Origin of the sequence: Streptantibioticus ferralitis (assembly GCF_029223525.1) — a bacterium.
GTDB classification, from domain to species: Bacteria; Actinomycetota; Actinomycetes; order Streptomycetales; family Streptomycetaceae; genus Streptantibioticus_A; species Streptantibioticus_A ferralitis.
Map to the genome: position 1 here is coordinate 326075 of NZ_JARHTQ010000006.1, position 20519 is coordinate 346593.

Sequence of the window (20519 nt, forward strand, 5' to 3'; positions counted from 1 at the left end):
GGCACTAGAGGACAGCTCAAGCGCTCACGAACGGGGGACGGTGGAGGGCGGTCGGCCGCCAACCGTGACCGGCACCCTCCACCGTGCGGGATCAGGCGAACGGCGGCGCCTCGGCCGTGGCGTTCAGTGCCGTCACCACGGTTTGCTCTTCGAACTCGAAGTGGGACTCCAGCTGGCCGGCCAGTTGCTCGAGCTCGGCGCGCAGCCGCACCGGGTCGGACTCCCCTGGGACGAAGCCCTCGACGAGCGCCTGGATCGAGTCCTGAAGCTGCGCCACCACCTTGTGCTGCTCGCCGAGTTGAGCGAGCGCCGGAGCGAGTGCGGGGAACTGCTCGGCCAGCGACGGGAAGACGGCCATGTCCTCACCGGTGTGGTGCCGACGTAGCGCTCCGCAGAAGGTGAGGCAGTGGGTGCGCATCTGCTGGGCGAGGTCCGGCGGCGTCCGCTCAATGGTCTCCGCGGTGCCGTCGATCACCTTGTCCATCTGGGCACGTAGCGCATCGAGCTCCTTGCGCAGCCAGTCGTGCACCTCGACGATCCAGTCACCCATGCCCTTCACCCGCTCCTGACCGGGCTTGGCGTCGATCCGGTGCAGCACGACGACCGGGATCTCACGGGTGGTCTTGGCCTGGTAGTCGCCGTATCCGGGCGCCTCGGCCACCACCCGCTCGAAGAGCCTGTCACGCTCGGCGCCTTGTGGGATGGCGGCGATGGCCCGGTAGGTGTCCTCGCCGGTCTCGACCGTCACGATGGGGTTCTTACGGATGTTGTGGTACCAGGCGGGATGGCGGTCGGAGCCGTTCGCGGAGGCGACGACGACGCCCTTCCCGTCGAACTCCAGGTATCCGAGGGGGTTCTCCCGGGGCAGCCCGGTCTTGGCACCGATGGTCGTCAGCACGGCCAACGACCAGCCCTCGAACATCCCCGTCATCTTGCCGTTGTTCGCGCGGAACTCGGCGATGACCCGGCGCTGGAAAGCGTTGACGTCGAAGCCGGACCAGTTCTCGGCTTGCTCCTTGCTCATGCACTTCCTTTCGGATTCGCTTCCGGAAAGGAGGGCGGCGGCACAGGAAATCGGCACAAAAATACCCGCATGCCTACGCGGTGGAGTGGGCGCAGTAACCCCCGCTTCAGGGGCTGACAAAGCTGCGAGAGACGGACGTGCCGATCTCCGTGGTGGCTGAGTAGCCGCTACCTCCATACGTAGGCCCATACGGGGCTCACTGAAACTGTAACGCGGACCGTCAGCGCAGGGCAAGATCGGCAGCCGGAGTCCGGGGATCTATGGCTGCGGAACTCAAGTCAGGCCCTAGTGCGCGCTCTTACTTTCGGCCCCGTCCCGCGTCGGGAGGCCCACTCCCGCACTGTCCGAGGAGCCGGAACATGGCCAACACTTCTCCACCGATCCGTCAGCTTCCGTCGCTGACCGGCTATCGCGCCATCCTGTTCGTTGCCGTATTCGTCACCCACGCCCTCGGCGCTGGCTATTTCTTCGCGACCAACTCGATCAACCAGGCGGGCACGTACCTCCCCTACGGCACAGCGGCGCTGTCCACCTTCTTCGTGCTCAGCGGATTCGTGCTCACCTGGGGTGAGCCGTGGCAGAGCACGGTGCTCCGGTTCTGGCGGCGACGCGTCGTCAAGATCTACCCCGGACACGTGATCGTCTGGGGCAGCACCCTGCTGATGCTGCTGTTCGTGGGGCCGATGTCGCTTCTCGGTTCGCTGGACCAGACCAGGCCGGGCCCGGCGATCGCCAACCTCTTCTTGGTGCAGGACTGGACGCCCAAGATGCCCTACGTCTTCAGCGTGTACGGCGTGAACTGGTCCGTCTCCGTCGAGGTCGTGTTCTACCTGGCGCTGCCCCTGCTCATCCGCCCGATCCTGCGCATCGCCGACAACCGGCTCTGGGCCTGGTTCGCGGGATGCGCCGTGGTGATCGTCGCGATTCCCACCGCCACGCACTACTTCCTCACCGGTCCGCTGGCGCCGGGTCAGAACATGTCCTGGAACCAGGACTACTTCACCGACTTCTTCCCGCTCGCCCGGATGCCCGAGTTCCTCCTCGGCGTCTTCCTCGCCCGAATCCTGCAGACCGGGCGCCTGCCGCGGTTCATGGTGTGGTGGGGGGTGGCGCTCTCCGCCGGACTGACCGCGCTGATGTTCCAGCTCCCCGAGACCTTCCGGATCAGCGGCCTGCTCACGATCGGCCTCTGCCTGATCGTCGCCGGCATCGCGGCCCGCGACCTGGCGGACAAGCCGAGTTGGCTGAGCAACAGGTTCGTCGTGCTGCTGGGCAATTCCTCCTACGCCGCCTATCTGGTGCACTTCCCACTGCTGGCGCTGGCCCGGCACATGGTCGGCGAGGGGAAGCAGTTCGGGGTGGGCACGGGTGTGCTCATCGTGGTGGTGCTGTTCGCGGTCACCCAGCTGCTGGGCGTGCTCTTGTTCCTCGGGGTCGAACGGCCGCTGATGCGCCGCTTCTCCGCCCCGCGTAAGAAGCAGCGGGCCGTCGCTCCGGCAGCCGCCTGACCGTCCACCACGGCCGAGGCCACAACAGTAGGGAGGAGTACTCGTGACGAAGCCAGACCAGGCGATGACCTACCCGTTCCCGGACGGCCGCCAGCTGGAGGTTCCAACGGAGTTCGCGGAGCTGCGAGCCAAGTGCCCGGTGCAACGGGTGGCACTGCCGTACGGCGGTGAGGGCTGGCTGGTGACCAGGCAGACCGAGGTCAGGACCGTGCTCGGAGACCCCCGGTTCTCCCGGGCCGCCACGGTACAGGCCGATATCCCGCGGACCAAGGAGTGGCTCAACCCAGGCGGAGACATCCTTTCCCTCGACCCGCCGGAACACTCCCGGCTGCGGCGACTGGTCTCGGGGGCGTTCTCCCGCCGCAACGTGGAGCTGTGGCGGCCCCGCATCGAGGAGTTGGCCGGTGAACTGGTCGCGGGCATGCGCGCGGCCGGCCCGCACGTTGACCTGGTCGAGTCGTTCTCGATGCCGCTGCCGATCACGGTGATCTGCGAGATGCTCGGCGTACCGGCTGCCGACCGACACCTCTTCGAGCGCTTCTCGGAGCTGCTCTTCAGCGGCACGGGCGTGGCGGCCGAGGAGGTCCGGCAGGCCGCGGTCTCGCTCACCGCCTACCTCACCGAGCACGTTGCCCGCCACCGCGCCAAGCCGCAGGACGACCTGCTCTCCCAACTCATCGCAGCCCGTGACGAGGACGAGGGACGTCTGACCGAGGAGGAACTGGTCAGCCTCGGCGTCACCATCCTGGCCGCCGGTCACGAGACCACGGCCAATGCCATCGCCAACTTCGTCTACACGCTGCTCACCGAAGGAATCTGGTCTGGACTGGTGGAGCGTCCGGAGCGGCTTGACACCGCTGTGGAGGAGCTGCTGCGGCACGTGCCGCTGGGCGGCAGCGAGTCACTGCCAAGGATCGCCACTGAGGACGTGGAGCTGGGCGATACCACCGTGCGCAAGGGGGAGGCGGTATTCCCGGCGATGGTCTCGGCCAACTTCGACGGTGCGGTGTTCACCAATCCGCAGCTGCTCGACCTCGACCGGAGCCACAATCCGCACCTGGCCTTCGGGTACGGCCCGCACTTCTGCCTCGGTGCCCAGCTGGCCAGGACGGAGATCCGGACCGCTCTCGGGACGCTCCTGCGCGAGTTCCCCGAGCTGCACCTCGGTGTGCGGCAAGCCGACATCGTATGGCGCGAGGAGACGGCGCTGATCCGCGGCCCACGTCGCCTCCCGGTGGCCTGGTAACGCCGACCGGCCGGAACGCGAAACGGCGTGCCGAGGACGATGTCCTCGGCACGCCGTTCGCTGGTTGTGTGGTCAGCTGCCGGCTCCGGACTTCTCCAACGCCGCCATGGCCTGCTCCAGGATGGCCAGCCGGCCCGTCAGGTCGGTGGCCACCGCCGAGATCATGATGCTCAGTGTGGTCACACCGGCCTCGGCATAGGCCGCCATACGCTCGGCGATCCGGTCAACCGGGCCGACCAGCGACGTCTGGTCGACGAAGTCCGTGGGGACCGCCGCGGCCGCCCCCGCCCGGTCACCGGCCCGGACCCGCAGGCTCACCTCTTGCGCGTCCTGCGGCCAGCCGAGTCGGGCGGCCAGCTTGCAGTAGAAGTTCCGCGCCGGGTCACCGATGCCCATCAGATGGGCGTAGTGGGCACGCAACAGGTCGACACAGCCTTCGACGCTCTCGCCCACCGAGGTGGCCAGGCACGGGATCACCTCGAAACCGGCCATGGTGGAGCCGCGCAGGGCACGCCCGGCGGCGATCCGCTCGACCGACTCGGCGACCTGCTCGGGCGCGGCGAAGACGCCGATCCAGCCGTCGGCTATCTCACCCGCCAACTGGAGGTTGCGCGGCCCCACCGCACCCAGGTAGACGGGCACGAGGGCGCCCGCCGGCTCGGTGATGACGTGGAGCGGGGCGCCTCCTGCCGAGCCGGAGGACGGCAGCTGGTAGTGCTCGCCCGCATAGACCACCGGCTCTCCGGAAAGCGCCATCCGCACGATCTCGACGTACTCGCGGGTGCGCTCCAGCGGCCGGTCGAAGGGAACCCCGTACCAGCCGTCGGAGACGTCCGGGTTGGATACCCCGAGGCCCAGCCGGAACCGGCCGGCGGAGAGCGAGTTGAGCGTCGCCGCGGTCAGCGCCGCCAACCCTGGTGGGCGGGCGGGGATCTGCATCACGCCCGAGGCCAACCCGATCCGGTCGGTCCGTCCGGCGACCATGCCGAGCACGCTGGCCGCATCCGACCGGTAGCCCTCCGGGGCGAAGGCGACGTCGTAGCCGAATCGCTCCGCGGCGACGGCCAGTTCTGACGCACCCTGATAGGTCAGGTTCACGCCAAGCTTCATCGAGGTAATCCCTTCCAGCTCAGATCAGCAAGTGGGCGCCACCGTCGACGAGAACGACCTCGCCGGTGGTGTAGCCGGCGCGCTGCAGCCCGGCCACGGCCTCGGCCACGTCCTCGGGCGTGCCGACCCGACGCAGCGGGGTGGTGGCCTCGACCCGGGCTCGGATCTCGGTGAAACCCTTGGTCCACGGAGTGTCGATCAGACCGGGCGCGACCGCGTTGACCCGGATGTCCGGGCCAAGCGCCCCGGCGAGCAGCCGAGTCATGTGGTCCACCGCGGCCTTGCTCACCGCGTACGGAATGGAGCTGCCGGCCGGACGGGTGCCGGCGATCGAAGAGACGTTGACGACGTGGCCGCCGCCGGGCGACTTGCGCAGCCACGGCACAGCCGCGACCGTCGTCTGCCAGGTGCCGATGACGTTGAGGCCGAGGATCTCCCGCCAGACGTCGCCCGACGCGGCGGTGAGGTCCGCGTGTGGTATCGGTCGGGTGACGCCGACGTTGTTGACCAGCAGGTCCAGCCGTCCGTACGCCGCGACGGCCTTCTCCACGAGCTGGTGGGCTTGAGCCTCGTCGGAGACGTCCGCGCGGACGAACCTGGCGTCCGGCAGCGACGCGGCGAGCGCCTCTCCCGCCTCGACACTGCGCACCGAGTTGACCACGACCGCCATGCCCTCGTCGGACATGCGGCGGGCGATGGCGGCGCCGATTCCGGACGACGATCCGGTGATAAGAGCGACCGGTTTGCCAGTCATGCGATTCCTTTCCAGGTGAGACAGCGGTTCCGCGTCGATATCAGACGAGACTGAACATGTGGTCGTGCTCCACCTGGCGGGAGCGGTTCTTCACTTCGCCGTCCTCGATCACGAGAACGTCGCGCACCAGACAACTCGGGCCGACAACAGGCTGCTTCACGCCTGGACGGGTGGTAAGGACCAGCGCATAGAAGGTGGCGTCGATGGCGCCGTCCTTCCACGCGCTCAGATTGAGCATGCTGAAAATGTGCCGCCGCTGCACCGGATCGTTGTCGAACCGGGTGTTGAACCGGCGCAGTTCCTCAACGATCCCGGCATGGGTGCGTGCTGGCGGAATCCCGGGGGTGTGCTGGAACTCCCCGTCGGCGGTAAAGGTTTGGGCGTACTCTTCGAATCGGCTGCTGTCGAGCAGCTGGACCTGCCTGCCGTAGAACTGTGAGACGGCCACGTAGATGTCCGTGAATGTCGCCGTGACGTGCATGTGGGTAAGGCCTCCGCTGATCTCGGGGTGAAGGGGCCAACGGGCGGCCCGGTCCCGGATCAGCGAGTCTGGGTTGACCGCCTTGAACCCGGCTTGAACACGCGCCCCGGCAGGTCCTTGTCCCCAGGGTTCCGGTGCCCCTCCGCCACGGCTCGACTCCCCCTGCAGCGGCGGCCACCACGCTGCAGGGCGGAGGGAAGACCGGTGTCGTCTGCTCTGGAGGCTCATACATGAAGGCACTCGTACTGTCTGGCGGGTCCGGGACCCGTCTGCGTCCCATCACCCACACATCGGCCAAACAGCTGGTGCCGGTGGCCAACAAACCCGTTCTTTTCTACGGCTTGGAGGCGATCGCCGAAGCCGGCATCACCGAGGTCGGCGTCGTCGTGGGAGACACAGCCGACGAGATCCGCGAGGCGGTCCAAGACGGCTCCCGCTTCGGCCTCAACGTGACCTACATACAGCAGGAAGCGCCGCTGGGTCTGGCGCACGCGGTCCTCATCGCACGGGAGTTCCTCGGCGACGACGACTTCGTGATGTACCTCGGTGACAACTTCATCGTCGGCGGCATCACCGGCCTGGTGAACGAGTTCCGCGAGGAGCGGCCGCACGCCCGTATCCTGCTGACCCAGGTGCTCGACCCCCGGGCGTTCGGCGTGGCGGAGCTCGATGCGGACGGCCGGGTGGCCTCACTGGTGGAGAAGCCGGAACATCCCAAGAGCGACCTCGCCCTGGTGGGCGTCTACCTCTTCGCCCCGGCCATCCACGAGGCCGTGCGTGCCATCCGGCCCTCCGGACGCGGCGAGTTGGAGATCACCCACGCCATCCAGTGGCTCATCGACCAGGGGCGGGACGTCCGCTCAACCACGGTCTCGGGCTACTGGAAGGACACTGGCAACGTCACCGACATGCTGGAGGTCAACCGCTCGGTCTTGGAGACAATCGAGCCGAGCACGGCCGGGACGGTCGACGGCAGCAGCGAGATCATCGGCCGGGTCCGGATCGAGGAGGGCGCGCGGGTCAGCGGCAGCCGCATCGTCGGACCCGCGGTCATCGGAGCCGGTGCCATGATCAGCGGCTCGTACGTCGGGCCCTTCACCTCGATCTCCGAGGGTTGCCGCATCGAGGACAGCGAGGTCGAGTACTCCATCGTCCTTCGGGACTCGACGCTTACCGGCGTGCGCCGCGTCGAGGCCTCGCTCATCGGCCGCGACGTGCATGTGACGCCGGCCCCACGTAACCCGTCCGCCCACCGGCTCGTGCTCGGTGACCACAGCAAGGTGCAGATCTCGTCATGACGACCCGCCTCCTGGTGACCGGCGGCGCCGGCTTCATCGGCTCCCACTATGTCCGGACGCTGCTGGGCCCCGAGGGGCCGGGTGATGTTTCCGTCACGGTGCTGGACAAGCTGACCTACGCGGGCAACCTCGCCAACCTGGACGAGGTGCGTTCGCATCCCCACTTCTCGTTCGTCCAGGGCGACGTCTGCGACGCTCAGACGGTCGCACGGCTGATGGCTGTACACGACCAGGTGGTCCACTTCGCGGCCGAGTCCCACGTGGACCGTTCGATCGACGGCGGTACGGAGTTCGTGCGGACCAACGTGCTGGGCACGCACACCCTGGTCGATGCCGCGAACCGGGCGAACATCGAGCGGTTCGTGCACATCTCGACCGACGAGGTCTACGGCTCGATCGAGGTGGGCTCCTGGCCCGAGACTGATCCCCTGCGGCCCAACTCCCCGTACTCCTCGTCGAAGGCGTCCAGCGACCTGGTCGCGCTCGCCTACCACCGCACCCACGGCCTGGACGTCCGGGTGACCCGCTGCTCCAACAATTACGGTCACCACCAGTTCCCCGAGAAGCTCATCCCGCTCTTCACCACGCACCTGCTGGAAGGCAGAAGGGTGCCGCTGTACGGCGACGGCGGCAACGTCCGCGACTGGCTGCACATCGACGACCACGTCCAAGGCATCGAACTCGTGCGCACCCGCGGGCGTGCCGGCGAGGTGTACAACATCGGCGGCGGTGCGGAACTCTCCAACAACGAGATCACCCGCCTGCTGCTGGAGGCTCTCGCTGTCGACTGGGAAAGCAGCGTCGTCTACGTCGAGGACCGCAAGGGACACGACCGCCGGTACTCGGTCGACTGGACCAAGATCCACGAAGAGCTCGGCTACATCCCGCGCGTGCCCTTCGAGGAGGGCCTGGCCGCCACGGTGCGCTGGTACCGCGACCACCGCGCCTGGTGGGAGCCGCTGAAGGCCCGGGTCTGATCGGCCGCACACGGAGCGCCCGGCTGGAGACCCCAGGCGGGCGCTTCGTGTGCGGCCGCCAACGCGAACGGGGCCTGCCATTCGGGCACGCCCCCTCGCGCCATATCGCTAAGCCGCGCCCTGCAACACCGGAGCACCCAGGTCAGCAAAGTTGAGGAAGGTCAACAGGCTTCTGGCCTCCACATTGATGTAGTTGCCGTAGCGCACGAACTCGGTCAACTGACGAAACGTCATCCATGCGTAGCTCTCCGGGATGTCGGTCGGGAAGTCGTCGTCGGCTTCGACCAGCATGTACCGGTTCTGCGCGTGGTAGAAGCGGCCGCCCTCCTCGGAGTGAACCGACTCGAAGCGGATCCGTTCCCTCGGCGCCGCGATCACCTCATCCAGGTACCTCGGACGGGCGCCGTTGAGCGGATAGTTGCCCGGCTGGCAGTGGATCGTCGGCGCCAGCTCGATCACGTCTCGGGCCCCGGTCTCGGTCCTGGCCTGCACCAGCAGGTGCATCACGCCCCCAATGGCCTTGGCCAGGAAGGCGATGACGCCCTCGCTGCGGGGCTGGAGCATCACCTGCGACCAACTGGCCACTTCGCGGCTGCTGGCGCTGACGTCGACGCCCACCACGGTGAAGTGTTTGCCCTCGTCATGGGCGATGACCTCGTCGGCTCGCGACCAGCCGCGCACCTGGGCCAGGGGTATGCGCTGCCGCGTCAGCGAGGACCGGCACTTCGCGTCCGTGAACCAGCTCAGCAGCTCAGCCGTGTCGCGGTGAGCGGCCGCACCGGGCCGCCACGAACGGTTGAGCGCGTCGCGGAAAGTGGCACCCCCGTGTGCGGAGCCGGTCAGCCGGAACGGGGTCGCACCGGAGAGCACGGTTCGGGTGTCCATGTTGACCAGGTTGTCGACCGCGAGCAGCTCACTGATCTGGGAGACGCTCAACCAGCAGAAGTCGTCGAGCAGTTCGACGTCCTGGTCGACCTCGATGACCATATTGCGGTTGCGCTTGCCCAGGAACCAGGAGGCCTGCTCAGACTGGAGCGCGTCGTGCAGCACACGCCCGCGGTGCGGGGCGATGAAGTGCTCCAGGTAGGGAACCGGCTTGCCCCCGTGCACTCGGGTGTAGTTGCTCTTCGTTGCCTGCACTGTGGGCGAGAGCTGCACCAGGTTGACGTTGCCCGGTTCCATCTTGGCCTGGAGCAGGAAGTGCGGGACGCCGTGGAACCTCTTTACCAGGATCCCGAGGATCCCGTATTCGGGCTGGACGATGATCGGCTGCTGCCAGGCGTCGACCTCACGGCCCGCGTCCCGGACGTCCAGACCTTCGACGGAGAAGAAGCGACCGCTGCGGTGGACCAGGTTCCCGGTCCCCCGCTCGAACCGCCAACCGTCGAGGCGGTCGAGCGCGACACGGGACACGCGGTAGTCGTGCGCCCGACAGCGATCGGCGAACCAACTGCTGAAGTCTGCCGTTGTGGAGAACAAGTGGAGCTCCCAAGTGCTGATCCGAGCTTGACGACGCCTAGCGAAGGGACAGTTGTCGCGTGAGCCGGTCGATGACGGACGCCGGGGTGGGCTGGGTCTCCATCTCCGCGCTGACCGCCCGTGCCGCCTCCGCGTACGCGGGCTCGCCGAGCAGGCGGTGAACCAGCTCTCGCACCGTGGTCAGGTCGATGTCGGCGAAAGGCAGCGAAAGACCGGCTTTGCGGTCGACCACCCGCTGCGCCACCAGGGGGTTGTCGGCGCCCTCGGGCAGGATCAACTGCGGAACGCCGTAGTGCAGCGCGGCCGCCGTGGTGCCAGAGCCACCGTGGTGCACGATCAGGGAGCAGGTGCCCAGGAAGGCCGACAGCGGAAGGTATCCGCCCAGTCGTACGTTCTCGGGCAACACCCCCAAAGCCGAGATTTCCGTCGAATGGTCCGCAAGGACCACCTCGGCATCCAGTTCGCCCAGCGCCTGCATAAGCAGCGAGAGCTTGCTGCCGTCGGACATCAGCGGGATGACGGTGCCGAGGGTCAGGCAGATCCTCGGCCGCTCCGGACGGCGCAGCACCCAGTCGGGCACGAGCGCACCCCCGTTGTACGGGATGTAGCGCATCGGCCACCAGGGAGCGCCGCCCGCGGGGTCGGGTGCGTCTGCCCTCAGGCCGCCGAGGCTCGGCGGACGCGGGTCGATCCTGGCGATCAGATCGGGCCGGCGGTCTCCGATACCCAGCCGCTCCCGCAGCCCGGCGATGATCGGGGAGTCGTCGGGGATGACCCCGGTGCGGTGGTTCCGCGCGCCGCTCTCCCTGACGCCTTCGTCCCGCATCGACCACGAGATGCGGTTGCCGACCTCAAGGGCGGGCACGCCCAGTGCGGCGGCGGCCAGCATTCCCGCGGCGTGGTCGGACGGGTACGCCACGAGGTCCGCGCCGAAGCTGCGGCCTGCCTCGACAGTGCCGTCGGTCATGGCGAGCGCGAAGAGGTCGAAGGGCCGCATCGCGCGAGCCAGCTCCCAGTATCCAGGCGGCAGTCCGTCTCCCGGTTCCTCGATCCCTGGGGCCTGTCCCTTCGAGCCGAGCAGCAGGTCCGCGCCGACATCGCGGACCGGAAAGACATCCACCGTCGGGAGCCCCGACTCTGCGGCGGCCTTGGTCACATAGGCCGTGGTAGCGAGCAGGACCTCGTGCCCGGCTGCCCGAGCAGCCCAGGCCAACGGAATAACTGGCAGCAGCAAGCCGTATCCGGGGGCGGCAGGAAAAAGGATTCTCATGGCTCGGGATGCTGCCACAGAAAGACCCACGCGGTCTCCTGAAGATTTACCGGAGACCGCTCATTTCAGGAATACACAGCCATGATTCAAGCGGGGCACGAGCGGGGCTCCACTATTCACGTGGAAATATCGCTGCCGGGGCGGGCCGGTGGCCGGCCAACGCTCCGAACCCAGCGGAAGGAGTCCAGTGCTCATGGGCCTGCACCTCATCGAAATGGAAGAGGGATTCTCCTGCTACGCCAGCGGGGAGTTCGAAGCCCGTTTCATCTACCAGGAGATATTCAAGGACAACAACTACGATCAGCCCGGGCTCCCCGAAGCGCCCTTCACCATCGACGTGGGGGCGAACATCGGGCTGTTCTCCCTGTACATGAAGCAGAAGTATCCGGCAGCCCGGATCATCGCCTTCGAACCCGCGCCGGAGAACTACCAGGCGCTGCGGCAGAATCTGGAGCTGCACCAGGTCGGCGATGTCACGGTGTACCCGTACGCCGTCGGCTCCGAGGCCCGTGAGGCCACCTTCACCTACTACCCGGCGATGCCCGGCAACTCAACCCTGCACCCGGAGGAGAAGGCCCTGCAGAAGCGCCTGATGGGCGAACGCCTGGGCGAGGAGGCGGCCACCGACCTGTTTCAGGCCACGACGATCACGGTCAAGGTGGACCGGCTGTCCCGCTTCCTGGCGGAGCAGCACCCGGGGGTCACCTCCATCGACCTGCTCAAGATCGACGTCGAGGGCGCGGAGCTGGAAGTGCTCCGCGGGATTGACGACGCGGACTGGGCGAAGGTGCAGAACGTCCTGCTGGAGGTGAACAACGCCGACGGCGCACTGGCCCAGGTCGAGGCTCTGTTGCGCGAGAAGGGCCTCACGGTCGCCAGCGAACCGGTCCCCCTGATGTGGGAGGAGTTGGAGCTCTACTACGTCACTGCCCACCGCTGAGACCACCACGCCACGGCCCTGGGCCCGCTCAGGGCCAGGGCCGTGCTGGACAGACGGTGAGCGATGCTGACCCGAACGACGACGACATCCCCGGCACACTGTCCGGACACCTCGTCGGCGACAGGCGCCTGACCGACGAAAGCCAGGCCAGGCGCCCCTTTTCGGGCGCTCAGAACAGCCCGAGCCCCTGCGGTGAGTAGCTCACCAGCAGGTTCTTGGTCTGCTGGTAGTGGTCGAGCATCATCTTGTGGCCCTCTCGGCCGATGCCGGAGTTCTTGTAGCCGCCGAACGCCGCATGGGCGGGGTAGGCGTGGTAGCAGTTGGTCCACACCCGGCCGGCCTGGATGGCGCGGCCCGCGCGGTAGGCGGTGTTGCCGTCCCGGGTCCACACGCCCGCGCCGAGGCCGTACAGCGTGTCGTTGGCCAGCGAGATGGCGTCGTCGAAGCCCTCGAAGGGGGTGACCGAGACGACCGGGCCGAAGATCTCCTCCTGGAAGATCCGCATGTTGTTCTGGCCCTCGAAGATCGTGGGTGCCATGTAGTAGCCGCCGGAGAGCGGCCCGCCGAGGTCGACCCGCTCGCCGCCGATGAGGAGTTTGGCGCCCTCGGCGGTGCCGATGTCGATGTAGGAGAGGATCTTCTCCAGTTGGTCGTTGCTGGCCTGGGCGCCGACCATGGTGTCGGTGTCCAGCGGGTTGCCCTGACGGAGGGAGCGGGTCCGCTCCAGGCAGTCGCTGAGGAAGCTGTCGTAGATGGTCGACTGGATCAGCGCCCGGGACGGACAGGTGCACACCTCGCCCTGGTTGAGGGCGAACATGGTGAATCCTTCGAGCGCCTTGTCGTAGAACTCATCCGGCTGGGCCGCCACATCGTCGAAGAAGATGTTGGGGCTCTTGCCGCCCAGTTCCAGCGTGACCGGGATGATGTTCTGGCTCGCGTACTGCATGATCAAGCGGCCGGTGGTGGTCTCACCGGTGAACGCCACCTTGGCGACCCGGGAGTTGGCCGCCAGCGGCTTGCCCGCCTCCACACCGAAGCCGTTGACGATGTTGACCACGCCCGGCGGCAACAGGTCCTGGATCAGATCGACCAGGACCAGCACCGAGGCCGGGGTCTGCTCTGCGGGCTTGAGGACGACGGTGTTGCCCGCCGCGAGCGCCGGCGCCAGTTTCCACACGGCCATCAGGATCGGGAAGTTCCACGGGATGATCTGGCCGACCACGCCCAGCGGTTCATGGAAGTGGTACGCGACGGTGTCGTCGTCGAGCTGTGCGATCGACCCCTCCTGGGCCCGGATCGCGCTCGCGAAGTACCGGAAGTGGTCCGCGGCCAGCGGTAGATCGGCGGCGAGTGCCTCGCGGATCGGCTTGCCGTTGTCCCACACCTCGGCGACGGCCAGCTGGGTCAGGTGCTCCTCGATCCGGTCGGCGATCCTGTTGAGCACGGCGGCGCGCTCGGCCGGTGCGGTACGGGCCCACGCGGGGGCCGCCGAGTGGGCGGCGTCCAAGGCGAGTTCGATGTCCGCAGCCGTGGAACGGGCCACCTCGGTGAAGACCTCTCCGGTGACCGGAGTCGGGTTTTCGAAGTAGCGGCCGTCGACCGGAGCGGTCCACTCTCCGCCAATCCAGTTCTCGTACCGGGAACGGAAGGTGACCGAACTGCCGGGGGTACCAGGTGTCTGATAGACCGTCATGCGACTTCCTCCTTGGGGCGCTCCGGGGCACGGCTCGGCGGCCCGGACATTCCTGGATGGAGCGACATTCCTGGATGGACCGCACGCTACCGCCGGGCCGCCGCCCCGGCCACGGTCAGGTGCGGATCACGCCATCGGAAGGGGCGCAAAGGCGGTGCCCCGGCCCCTGCCCGGCAGGCTGACGGAAGATCTGATGGCCGGTTTCCCGCGTACCTGACCGCTACGGGACCGCATGGGGACACAGGCCATCGAGGCGATCTCCGAGCCGCTACGCACCCGGCGGTCGAAGGGTCGGCGATAGCACGATCATGCTGCTGCTGCTCGCGACGCCGACCATCGCGGGTTTCGCCGACGAGATCATGCCACCGCAGATCGGTCTCTTTCGTGATGGCACACTTCCACTACGTGGTCTTCGGCACGATGGCTTTCGCGGCGTTCGGCGGCTTCTACTTCTGGTGGCCGAAGTTCACCGGCAAGATGCTGGACTGAGCGCATCGGCACGATTCACTTCTGGACGCTGTTCGCCGGTTTCCACACCACGTTCCTGGTGATGCACCGGCTCGGGGTTCATGCATGCCCCGCCGGTACGCCGACTACCTGGCCGCCGACGGGTTCACCACGCTCAACACCATCTCCTCGAATGGCTCGTTCCCGCTGGGCGCCTCCACGCTGCCGTTCCGCTACAACGTCTGGAAGACGCACCGGTACGGAACGCTGGTCGGCGTCGATGGTCCCTGGGGCTGTGGCCGTTCGGTGGAATCTTCGACCCGCACCATCCGGAGGCGGTCAGCGGTGTGGAGGCGACCCTCCCGCTGACCGAGTCGATCGACGACTCGACCGCCCCAGTGATCAGGGCCGGTACGGCAGTTGCGGAACGGTGAAGCAGTCGCGGCGCATATCCGCACCCTGCGAGGACCAGCCGCCACGGCCGCCGCCCGCGGAGCAGCGCCGCCGGCTGCCGACCGGGATGCTGCGCCGGGTCGAATCGGGCCGCGCGCCGGCCGCCGGACCACAGGTGCTGCTGCTGGACGAACCGGGCGCGGGACAGCGGCTACCGGCGAACCTGCTCCCCGTGACACGCATCGTCTACGAACTACACCGTGGAACGGTGACCTTCGCGGGAGGGCCACGCTGCCTCCAGCGCTGTACAGACGGCGGATCTCCTTCGACTACGGCCGGTCCGCACCCTGGGACCACTCGCCGCGACGGGCGAGCGACCACCATGGTGCGGACCGGCCGGTCGTACGAGACCCCGTGGCACCGCGAGCGGGTCAGACCTTGAGGCGCTCGCCCGGGAGGATCAGGTTCGGGTTGTCACCGATCACCTGCTTGTTGGCGTCGTACAGGCGCTGCCACGTGGTGCCGTGCGCGGCCGCGATGCCGCTGAGGGTGTCACCGGACGCCACCGTGTAGTTGCCGTGGCCCGAGCCGCCGGTGCGGGCGCTCGACCTGGTGGTGTTCTGGCTTTCGTGGCGCCGCTCGGTGGGGGCCGCCTTGTACGTCTTGTGGCTCGTGCCGGTCTGCGGCGCCGACTCGGCGGGCGCGCTGCCCGAGGCTCCGGCCTGACCCGAGCAGACCGGCCAGGCACCCCAACCCTGGGCCGCCTGAACGCGGTTGGCGACCGCGATCTGCGCGGAACGGCTGGCTTCGCTGGCGGTCGGCGCGTAGTTCGTACCGCCGTAGGCAGCCCATGTGCTGGCGCTGAACTGAAGGCCCCCGTAGTACCCGTTGCCGGTGTTGATGTGCCAGTTTCCACCGCTCTCGCAGCTCGCGATGCGGTCCCACACACCAGCGTCGGCGGCTTGCGCCTGCCCCGTGCCGACCGCGACGGCGGTCAGGGGCACCACGACAGCCGCTCCCGCGAACACGGCGGCCCGCGCCCTGCGGCGCATTCCCATCGCGGTGGTGGACGCTGCTGCGTGCTGACGGCGCTCCGGATGTCCGGACATGAATCCCCTTCTCAACGGACCCGGGCTCCCCCTGTCGTGCCAACGGGACGTCCACCGGGCGCATCTGCGCCCCGTGCTCGTCCCGCCCGTCCGCTGACCGCGCTGACGCGCCGTCATCCTCCGTGCGGACTGCCCGGGCGGTGCTCTGTGCACACGGCCGCCGAATCTAGGGAGCACAAGCCGCCGATATCAACCAATGCCCGTTCTGCCCAGGCCAGTTGCGGGTTACCGGCGGTAAGTGTCTTGATTTTCCGCCCCTTTGACTCCGGTTTACTCTGATACGCGTCGCCGGAACCAAGCTTTCCTGTGAGCTTCTTCACGCGTTCACAAGCATGTACAACGTCACAAGATATACACGGAGTAAGGGATTCCGGGAAGCAGATCACCCTACGCATACGACTAGTTGAACCCGCGCCGGTCCGCGCGTGACCCCTGCCACAGGTCGCCCGTTGTCACTGCGAGCCGGGAAACTCCGGGCTCGCACCGAACGAACCCCCGAGGAGTCACCCCGTGCCGCCCATGCTCGATGTCAGCGACGAGGTACGCGCCGAGATCGGCGATGAGGAGGCCGCCCGCCTGGCGTCAGGCGAGAACGCACCCGGCCCGTACGACTGCACCTCCTGCCGCACCCCCGGCAACACCGCCCAGGAACGCACCAGCACGGTGCTGTTCGTCGGCGAGGAGACCGCGGTGCTCGCCTTCGCGCATGCCAGGTGCATTCCGTCGCAGGTCGTCCCGGTCTCCGAGGAGCAACTGCAGGTCGCCGTGCGCAGTATCACCGGCGACAGCTCCGCCGGTGAGCAGCCACCCGTCTCCCCCGGCGGCCAGCCTCCCACCGCCGCCGTCCAGCCGCCCACGCAGGAGCAGGCCGCCGTACTGGGCATCACCTGCGGCCTGGTGCTCTGCCAGGACAACCTGCACCCGGCACTGGTGGTCGAGCCCACCAGCCCGGTCGGCCGCCCGGGCAGCTCATCCCAGGACGAGTTCCTGCTCCTGCTCCAGGAGGCGGGGTTCCATCCGGTCACCAACCTGGAAATGCCGCCCCCCGAACTGAGCGGCTGGTCGGTACTGATGGCGATGGGCAAGCTGCACGCCGTCCTCCAGGGCAGCTCGAACAACGCGAACGCCTCCGCCTGGTGGCAGGCGCACCAGCCGCTGCCGGTCAGCGAGGGATGGCGCAGCGCGGCCAACCGCACCAACAAGGTGTTCGTCTACGCGGCACCGGCCGGGACCATCGGCCGCCAGCCGCGCGAGGACCTGCTGCGCGACGCACTGGACCGGGCGGCGATGGTCGGTCAGCTGGTCGGCGGCACGATGCCGCTCGCCGGCACCTGAACCAGCCGATCACGACGAAGGCCGGAGCGCCCCCGAACGGGGTGCTCCGGCCTTCGTCGTGCGACTTTTACCCAAGGAAGGGTCATTTCGCCCCGTATAGCCCGCATCTCGGACGTACGGGAATCGTTGGTACATACGTGCACACCTATGACACCTTCTCCCGGGTCCCGTATCAGAGCCAGATCCCGCCGATGCGCTCCCCGCACGATTCCGTCACGAGTTCGGGCACACCGATCTACGACGCGCTGTACTCCGAGTACCGGCGTATGTTCCGCGCACTGCCGGGCGACCGCACCGGCGAGGAAGAGCTGCAGTTCGGCGACGGTCGCCCCTGGCCACAGCACGAGCAGCGGGCGGTCGCCCAGTCGTACGGCCTCTACCGCGGCCAGCTGCCCGCCGCCCTGCCGCCGGGGCAGTCCAATCCGGCCGGTGCCATCGCTCCGTACGACAACCGGATGCGCGGGCGCTGAACGGCGCCAGCGCATCCCTGACAACGGCTACTTCTTGCGCCCGCGCTTCTCGCGCACCCGTACCGAGACCTGGACCGGTGTGCCCTCGAACCCGAACTCCTCACGCAACCGGCGCTCGATGAAGCGGCGGTAGCCCGCCTCCAGGAAGCCGGAGGCGAACAGTACGAACCGCGGCGGCCTGGTGCCGGCCTGCGTCCCGAACAGGATGCGGGGCTGCTTTCCGCCGCGGATCGGGTGCGGATGGGCGGCGACCAGCTCGCCGAGGAAGGCGTTCAGACGGCCGGTGGGGACCCGGGTCTCCCAGCCCGCGAGCGCGGTCTCGATCGCCGGGACCAGCTTCTCCATGTGGCGGCCGCTGGTCGCCGAAACGTTCACCCGCGGCGCCCACTGGACCTGCACCAGATCCTGCTCGATCTCCCGCTCCAGGTAGTACCGGCGCTCCTCGTCGAGCAGGTCCCACTTGTTGTACGCGATCACACAGGCCCGGCCGGCGTCCACGGCCATCGAGATGATCCGGGTGTCCTGGACGGACAGCGTCTCGCTGGCGTCGATCAGGATGACCGCGACCTCGGCCTTCTCCAGGGCGGCGGCGGTGCGCAGCGACGCGTAGTAGTCGGCGCCCTCGGTGAGGTGCACCCGGCGGCGGATGCCCGCGGTGTCCACGAACTTCCAGGTCTTTCCGCCGAGTTGGATCAGCTCGTCGACCGGGTCCCGGGTGGTGCCCGCGAGCTCGTTGACGACCACGCGCTCCTCGCCCGCCACCTTGTTCAGCAGGGACGACTTGCCGACGTTGGGCCGACCGATGAGCGCCACCCGGCGCGGCCCGCCGACGCCCTCGCCGAAGGTCTGCGCCGGTGCCTCCGGCAGCGCCTCCAGCACCGCGTCCAGCAGATCGCCCGTGCCGCGGCCGTGCAGCGAGGAGACCGGGAAGGGCTCGCCGAGGCCGAGCGACCACAGCATGGCCGCGTCCGCCTCTCCCGAGGGGCCATCGACCTTGTTGGCGCACAGCACGACGGGCTTGCCCGCCCGGCGCAGCAGCTTGACGACGGCCTCGTCGGTGTCCGTCGCGCCCACCGTGGAGTCGACGACGAAGACCACCGCGTCGGCGGCCTCGATGGCGAACTCGGCCTGTGCGGCGACCGAGGCGTCGATGCCGAGGACGTCCTGCTCCCAACCGCCGGTGTCGACGATCTTGAAGCGGCGGCCGTTCCAGTTCGCCTCGTAGGTGACCCGGTCCCGGGTGACGCCCGGGCGGTCCTCCACCACCGCTTCACGGCGGCCGATGATCCGGTTGACCAGCGTCGACTTGCCCACGTTGGGGCGGCCGACCACGGCGAGAACCGGCAGCGGCCCGTGCCCCGCCGAGGCGAGGTCGTCCGCCACCTCGTCGAGGTCGAATCCCTCCTCTGCCGCGAGCTCCATGAACTCGGCGTACTCGGCGTCGCCGAGCGCGCCGTGCTCGCCGTACTCGTGTGCAGTGTCCATGAAGTCTTCCTCGTCGTCCGTCAGCAAAAGTATGTGGTTCTTCAGCCGCGCCCGGTGGCGCGCCTGGCGTATTCCAGATGCGCGGTCAGCTGCTTCTGGATGCGGGCGGTGGCGGCGTCCAGCACGCTCCGGGTACGGCGCCCGCTGCCGTCGGTCGGATCGAACGGGTCGCCGAACACGACGTCGATCCGGCTGCGCAGTGGCGGCAGAGCCGGAATCAGCCGTCCGGCGCGGGCGCTGCCGAGCACCGCCACCGGCACCACCGGCGCCCCGGTGCGCACCGCGAAGTACGCCAGCCCGGACCGCAGTTCCGCGAAGTCACCGGCGCCACGCGTGCCTTCGGGGAAGATCCCGAGCACACCGCCGCGCTCCAGCACCCCGAGGGCTGCCGTGATCGCGCCCCGGTCGGCGCGACCGCGGTCCACCGGGAGCTGTCCGATGGCCCGCAGGAACGGGTCGAGCGGACCGATGAACGCCTCCTGCTTGACCAGGAAGTGCACCGGTCGCGGTGCGGTTCCGATCAGCATCGGGCCGTCGATGTTGTGGGCGTGGTTGCCCGCGAGGATGACCGGGCCGCTGGCGGGCACCCGCCAGGCGCCGAGCACCCGGGGCCGCCAGCCGCTGTTCATCAGGCCGATGCCGATCCGGCGGCCGACGGCCGCACCGTACGGACCGGGCGTCGTGCCGTGCGTGGGCGTCACCGAGCCGCTCGCTTCTCCTCGATCAGGGTGACGATGCACTCGATGACCTGGTCGAGGGTGAGCTCCGTGGTGTCGACCTCGATCGCGTCGTCCGCCTTGGCCAGCGGCGAGGTCTTGCGGCCGGAGTCGGCCGCGTCCCGCTTGGCCAGCGCGGCCTGGGTGGCGGCGAGGTCGGCCGCCGCCGGGCCCGTCAGCTCGCCGTTGCGGCGGGCCGCCCGCGCCTCGGCGGACGCGGTCAGGAAGATCTTCAACGTCGCGTCGGGCAGCACCGTGGTGCCGATGTCCCGGCCCTCGACGACGATGCCCACCGAGGCCGAGGCGGCGGCCGAGCGCTGCAGCTCCACCAGGCGGCTGCGTACCTCGGGCACCGCGCTGACCGCGCTGACCGCCGCGGTGACCTCCTGGCTGCGGATCGGCCCCGCGGCGTCCGCGCCGTCGACGGTGATGGTCGGGGCGGACGGGTCGGTGCCGGAGACGATGGCCGGCTTGCCGGCGGCGGTGGCGACCTCGGTCGCGTCGTTCACGTCTATGCCGTTGCTCAGCATCCACCAGGTCATCGCCCGGTACTGGGCGCCGGTGTCCAGGTAGCTCAGCCCCAGCTTGGCCGCGACCGCCTTCGACGTGCTCGACTTGCCCGTGCCGGAAGGGCCGTCGATGGCGACGATCACCGGATTTTCCACAGCTGGGGGACCTTCCTCGGGCACGGGCTGGAACGATGTGCGGTTCCCTGGTTCTCCAGGTAACCCACACAAGGTTACCGGCCGGGCCAGGGGTCCCGTCCCCGGAGCACGGAGGCAGG

18 protein-coding genes and 1 pseudogene are annotated in these 20519 nt (G+C 68.6%); 8 read left to right on the plus strand and 11 right to left on the minus strand.

What is annotated here, in order from left to right:
- Positions 1–91: 91 nt before the first annotated feature.
- Positions 92–1024 carry a nitroreductase/quinone reductase family protein gene (locus P2L57_RS12495; protein ID WP_275812788.1) on the minus strand — a complete coding sequence of 311 codons (933 nt, stop codon included), beginning with the start codon at positions 1022–1024 and terminating at the stop codon, positions 92–94.
- 359 nt (positions 1025–1383) lie between these two features.
- Between P2L57_RS12495 and P2L57_RS12500 the strand changes: the two genes are divergently transcribed.
- Both P2L57_RS12500 and P2L57_RS12505 read left to right on the plus strand, forming a co-directional pair.
- Positions 1384–2532, plus strand: coding sequence for an acyltransferase family protein (locus P2L57_RS12500; protein ID WP_275812791.1), 1149 nt, complete (start codon positions 1384–1386; stop codon positions 2530–2532).
- 43 nt (positions 2533–2575) lie between these two features.
- On the plus strand, positions 2576–3778 hold the full coding sequence (locus tag P2L57_RS12505; RefSeq protein WP_275812794.1) for a cytochrome P450: 1203 nt from the start codon (positions 2576–2578) through the stop codon (positions 3776–3778).
- A 72-nt stretch (positions 3779–3850) separates the two neighbouring features.
- Here P2L57_RS12505 and P2L57_RS12510 read toward each other — a convergent pair whose 3' ends face one another.
- The 3 genes from P2L57_RS12510 to P2L57_RS12520 are packed head-to-tail and all read right to left on the minus strand — an operon-like array spanning position 3851 to position 6123.
- Positions 3851–4876 (minus strand): LLM class flavin-dependent oxidoreductase, encoded by a 1026-nt coding sequence (locus P2L57_RS12510; protein ID WP_308292458.1) that lies wholly within the window; start codon positions 4874–4876, stop codon positions 3851–3853.
- Positions 4877–4907: 31 nt separating this feature from the next.
- Positions 4908–5642: an SDR family NAD(P)-dependent oxidoreductase gene (locus P2L57_RS12515; RefSeq protein ID WP_275812798.1), complete on the minus strand. Its 735-nt coding sequence runs from the start codon at positions 5640–5642 to the stop codon at positions 4908–4910.
- A gap of 40 nt (positions 5643–5682) precedes the next feature.
- A complete protein-coding gene (locus tag P2L57_RS12520; RefSeq protein WP_275812801.1) occupies positions 5683–6123 on the minus strand; it encodes a nuclear transport factor 2 family protein in 441 nt (146 codons plus the stop codon).
- 230 nt (positions 6124–6353) lie between these two features.
- Here P2L57_RS12520 and P2L57_RS12525 point away from each other — a divergent pair, with 230 nt between their 5' ends.
- The gene (locus P2L57_RS12525; RefSeq protein WP_275812804.1) at positions 6354–7421 is read left to right on the plus strand and encodes a glucose-1-phosphate thymidylyltransferase; all 1068 of its coding nucleotides are present in this window, start codon (positions 6354–6356) and stop codon (positions 7419–7421) included.
- Entirely contained in the window at positions 7418–8398 is a 981-nt protein-coding gene (rfbB, locus tag P2L57_RS12530; protein ID WP_275812808.1) for a dTDP-glucose 4,6-dehydratase, read from the plus strand. Before P2L57_RS12525 ends, rfbB begins: the two co-directional genes overlap by 4 nt.
- 108 nt (positions 8399–8506) lie before the next feature.
- On the opposite strand, the gene P2L57_RS12535 is transcribed toward rfbB, so the two are convergent.
- Complete coding sequence (locus P2L57_RS12535; RefSeq protein ID WP_275812811.1) at positions 8507–9877, minus strand: NDP-hexose 2,3-dehydratase family protein; 1371 nt, start codon at positions 9875–9877, stop codon at positions 8507–8509.
- A 37-nt stretch (positions 9878–9914) separates the two neighbouring features.
- On the minus strand, positions 9915–11147 hold the full coding sequence (locus tag P2L57_RS12540) for a nucleotide disphospho-sugar-binding domain-containing protein (protein WP_275812815.1): 1233 nt from the start codon (positions 11145–11147) through the stop codon (positions 9915–9917).
- 193 nt (positions 11148–11340) lie between these two features.
- Here P2L57_RS12540 and P2L57_RS12545 point away from each other — a divergent pair, with 193 nt between their 5' ends.
- A complete protein-coding gene (locus tag P2L57_RS12545) occupies positions 11341–12087 on the plus strand; it encodes an FkbM family methyltransferase (RefSeq protein WP_275812818.1) in 747 nt (248 codons plus the stop codon).
- A gap of 169 nt (positions 12088–12256) precedes the next feature.
- Here the strand turns inward: P2L57_RS12545 and exaC are convergent, their stop codons facing one another.
- Positions 12257–13780, minus strand: coding sequence for an acetaldehyde dehydrogenase ExaC (exaC, locus tag P2L57_RS12550; RefSeq protein WP_275812821.1), 1524 nt, complete (start codon positions 13778–13780; stop codon positions 12257–12259).
- Positions 13781–14161: 381 nt separating this feature from the next.
- On the opposite strand from exaC, the pseudogene P2L57_RS12555 reads away from it, so the two are divergent.
- Positions 14162–14548, plus strand: a pseudogene (locus P2L57_RS12555) (cbb3-type cytochrome c oxidase subunit I); the annotation flags it as partial.
- A gap of 503 nt (positions 14549–15051) precedes the next feature.
- On the opposite strand, the gene P2L57_RS12560 reads toward P2L57_RS12555, so the two are convergent.
- Entirely contained in the window at positions 15052–15729 is a 678-nt protein-coding gene (locus P2L57_RS12560) for a transglycosylase family protein (RefSeq protein ID WP_372515688.1), read from the minus strand.
- 510 nt (positions 15730–16239) lie between these two features.
- Here P2L57_RS12560 and P2L57_RS12565 point away from each other — a divergent pair.
- Both P2L57_RS12565 and P2L57_RS12570 read left to right on the plus strand, forming a co-directional pair.
- The gene (locus P2L57_RS12565; protein ID WP_275812823.1) at positions 16240–17064 is read left to right on the plus strand and encodes a DUF8842 C-terminal domain-containing protein; all 825 of its coding nucleotides are present in this window, start codon (positions 16240–16242) and stop codon (positions 17062–17064) included.
- 137 nt (positions 17065–17201) lie between these two features.
- Positions 17202–17534 (plus strand): hypothetical protein, encoded by a 333-nt coding sequence (locus tag P2L57_RS12570; RefSeq protein WP_275812826.1) that lies wholly within the window; start codon positions 17202–17204, stop codon positions 17532–17534.
- 27 nt (positions 17535–17561) lie between these two features.
- Here the strand turns inward: P2L57_RS12570 and der are convergent, their stop codons facing one another.
- The 3 genes from der to cmk form a co-directional block, all read right to left on the minus strand.
- Positions 17562–19019: a ribosome biogenesis GTPase Der gene (gene der / locus P2L57_RS12575; RefSeq protein ID WP_275812829.1), complete on the minus strand. Its 1458-nt coding sequence runs from the start codon at positions 19017–19019 to the stop codon at positions 17562–17564.
- Positions 19020–19060: 41 nt separating this feature from the next.
- Positions 19061–19648 carry a lysophospholipid acyltransferase family protein gene (locus P2L57_RS12580; protein ID WP_275812953.1) on the minus strand — a complete coding sequence of 196 codons (588 nt, stop codon included), beginning with the start codon at positions 19646–19648 and terminating at the stop codon, positions 19061–19063.
- 68 nt (positions 19649–19716) lie between these two features.
- Positions 19717–20388, minus strand: a complete 672-nt coding sequence (cmk, locus tag P2L57_RS12585) for a (d)CMP kinase (protein ID WP_372515689.1) — start codon at positions 20386–20388, stop codon at positions 19717–19719.
- Between the last annotated feature and the right edge of the window lie 131 nt (positions 20389–20519).